2 protein-coding genes are annotated in these 2,769 nt (G+C 73.3%); both read right to left on the bottom strand.

What is annotated here, in order from left to right:
• Positions 1-2,134: arabinosyltransferase domain-containing protein (locus G6031_RS06765; protein WP_347238454.1), on the bottom strand; the 2,134-nt coding region annotated here is incomplete at its 3' end.
• A gap of 12 nt (positions 2,135-2,146) precedes the next feature.
• A partial coding sequence (locus G6031_RS06760; RefSeq protein ID WP_182645625.1) for an arabinofuranosyltransferase occupies positions 2,147-2,769 on the bottom strand: 623 nt, incomplete at its 5' end.

The following is a 2,769-nucleotide window of genomic DNA, read 5'->3' as shown; positions in this document are numbered from 1 at the left end:
GGGCGGCGGGGGTGTCCGGGCCCGAGCGGCGGAAGGGGACGGCCCGGGCGACCCTGCGGGCGACCGCGCCGTCGGGCGAGTCGGGCAGGATCCCGGCGTGGATGAGTCCGGCCACCAGCAGGCACACCAGGCCGCCGATGAACGCGACGTACTGGACCTGGACCCCCAGCACGTCGGGGAAGGTGTCGGAGAACGGGATGCCGTAGTCGGAGACGTACCACCAGGTGTTGTTGGTCGCCGTGGACAGGCCCACGACGAGGCACAACGCGGCGCCGACGAGCCACCGGCTGCGGCGCAGCGAGACGGTCGAGGACCGCAGGGCGATCACCGCCAGGACGGCCAGCGCCCCGGCGAGCCCGGCGAACACCCCGAAGTGGTGGGTCCACTTGGTGGGGGTGAACACCAGGAACAGCAGCGAGCCGGCGATCACGCCGATGAGCCGGCGGGACGGTCCGGCGGCGGCCCCGGGGATCCTGCCCCGGCGCAGCATCACGGCCGTGACGAGCGCGAGGCACATCAGCATGAGCAGGACGGGGAAGCGCCGGGCCACACCGCCGTCGGCGGACACCCCGAACAACGCCTCCCAGCGGTCCTTCTCCCCGTACCAGGGAAGGCTCGGGCCGAGCTCGGTGCGGATGCGGGTGGCCTCGAGGACGGCGGCGAGGGTCTGGTCGGCGAACACCGTGTAGAGCAGGGCCAGTCCCACCGCGAGGACCGGACCGAGGATGGGGGCCCAGCCGACCACCAGGGCGCGGCGGCGGACCATGCGGACGAACTCGCGTGCGCCCGCGGCCAGGGCGGCCACACACATGAGCCCGGTCGGCCCGGCCCCGAGGGAGAACGCGGCCACCCCGATCGCGGCGACGCCCGGGACGAGCCTGCGCGTGGCGATGGACCGCTCCACGAGCGACCAGGTGAGCAGCGCGCCCAGCGCGATCACGGGCTCGGGCCGCAGTCCGTTGTTGAACGCCATCCAGAAGGCCAGGAAGAGCGCGGCGCCCGTCCAGCGCGGCCGGTGCCAGGTGCGGGCGAGCCGGCCCAGGCGCGGGACCACCTCCCGGCTGATGATCAGCCACGCCAGGATGCCGCACGCCAGGGTGGGCAGGCGCATCCACGGGCTCGCGGTGGACACCTCGGCGAACAGCCGCAGGATCTCGTAGTACCACCCCACGGGCGACTCGGGGGATCCGAGCCAGCGGTAGTAGTTGGCCATGTACCCGCTGGGTCCGGCCGACCGGGCCATGGTGAGGAGGTAGCCGTCGTCGGAGGTGTTGGCGCCGACGAGGTGCCAGAACCCCAGGACGCCCACCACCACGCCGTCCACCGCCGACAACCGCGTCCACGAGCGGGGGACGAACCGGCGGTCGGACCGTCCGTCGATCCCGTCGAGGCGGTGCAGGAACACCACCGAGGCGAGGGTGGCCAGGACCCCGAGCACCATCAACGCCAGCTTGAGCGCCGTGGGGCTGGAGGAGTAGCGGGAGTCGACGGTGATCTCCACCGTCGACTCGCCCAGCCCGTCGGGCGCGGAGGTGGGCGTGAGGTCCGTGAACACCCCTGTCACCTGCGGGCGCATGGTTCCCGGGACGGCCGCGCTGACCGGGTCCTCCCCGTTCTCGTCGTCCCCGCCCTGGCCCCCGACCTCGGACAGGCCGGTGAGCTCGGCCACCAGCACCCCGACCTCGGCCCGGACCCGCAGCGACTCGCAGGCCGGGTCCCGGAGGGTGGACAGGGGGACCGAGAGCAGGGTGGTGTTGCGGACCGCCACCTCGATGGCGGGGTCCCCCGCGGCGTCGGCCGAGCGTTGCACCACGAGGCCGTCGGAGATCCGACCGGGTGCGCCCTCGGGCAGGGTCGAGAACACGATCGTGTCGTCGGGAACCTGCGACAACGGGCCACACGGTGCGGTGATGGTCAGGTCGAGCGGCCTCCCGGAGACCAGCGGCGCGGTGACGGAGGCGTAGTCGGGTCCGGCGGTCCAGCGCACCTCGGTGGTGTCCTGGTGGACCGGGAGGAACCCGGACAGGATCGCCAGGAACGCGCCGAGGAAGCCGGTGATCAAGGCCAGCCGTCGGTCGCGGTCCATCCCCGGGTAGGGGTGCAGCCCGAGGGGGCGCCGGTCGCTCGCCGTCACAGTGGGGTCACCTCATCGCACCACGATCACGGCGAACGGTCCGACGTCGTGGACCTCGAAGTGGGGGCCCTCCACGGCCTCGGCGGGGATGGTGACGCCGAACCGGCGCACGTTGGGGTCGTTGGGATAGGTGTCCTCGGCCAGGCGCAGCGCGTACCCGGAACCCGAGGGGCGGGCGACCACGGCGTCCGGGCGCCGCCACGGCGTGTCGTTCATCATGGCGTACAGCTCGTCGCCGCTGGTGGCGTCCTCCCAGCCGAGCATCACCTCGTTGCGCTCGTCGTACCGACCGAGCGGGTTGGCGTAGTGGGAGGTGACGGCCTGGTAGGCCAGGTACGGGTGGTAGGCCAGGAAGGCGTCGGCGGTGCTGACGACGACGAGGTCGGTCTTCTCGCGGCCCGGGAACGCCTCGAGGATGACCCTGTCGACCTCGGCGTAGTGGGACTCGGGCCCGGGCGGGAAGCGGTCGGCGCGCTCGCCGTCGCCGTCGGTGTCCGTATAGGCCAGTCGGATCTCCTCGTGCAGGTGATCGGGGATCCCCTGCGCGTGGGCGAGTGCGGCGAGGGTGGCCACGACGCCCACGACGGCGGTGGCCCGGCGACGCCGGTCGGCGGCCTCGGCGGCGGGTCGGTCGG

It is taken from the genome of Dietzia sp. CQ4 (genome assembly GCF_014145125.1).
Taxonomy (GTDB): Bacteria; Actinomycetota; Actinomycetes; order Mycobacteriales; family Mycobacteriaceae; genus Dietzia; species Dietzia natronolimnaea.
The sequence above is the reverse complement of the archived record's forward strand: the minus strand, read 5'-3'. Positions and strand labels throughout refer to the sequence as shown.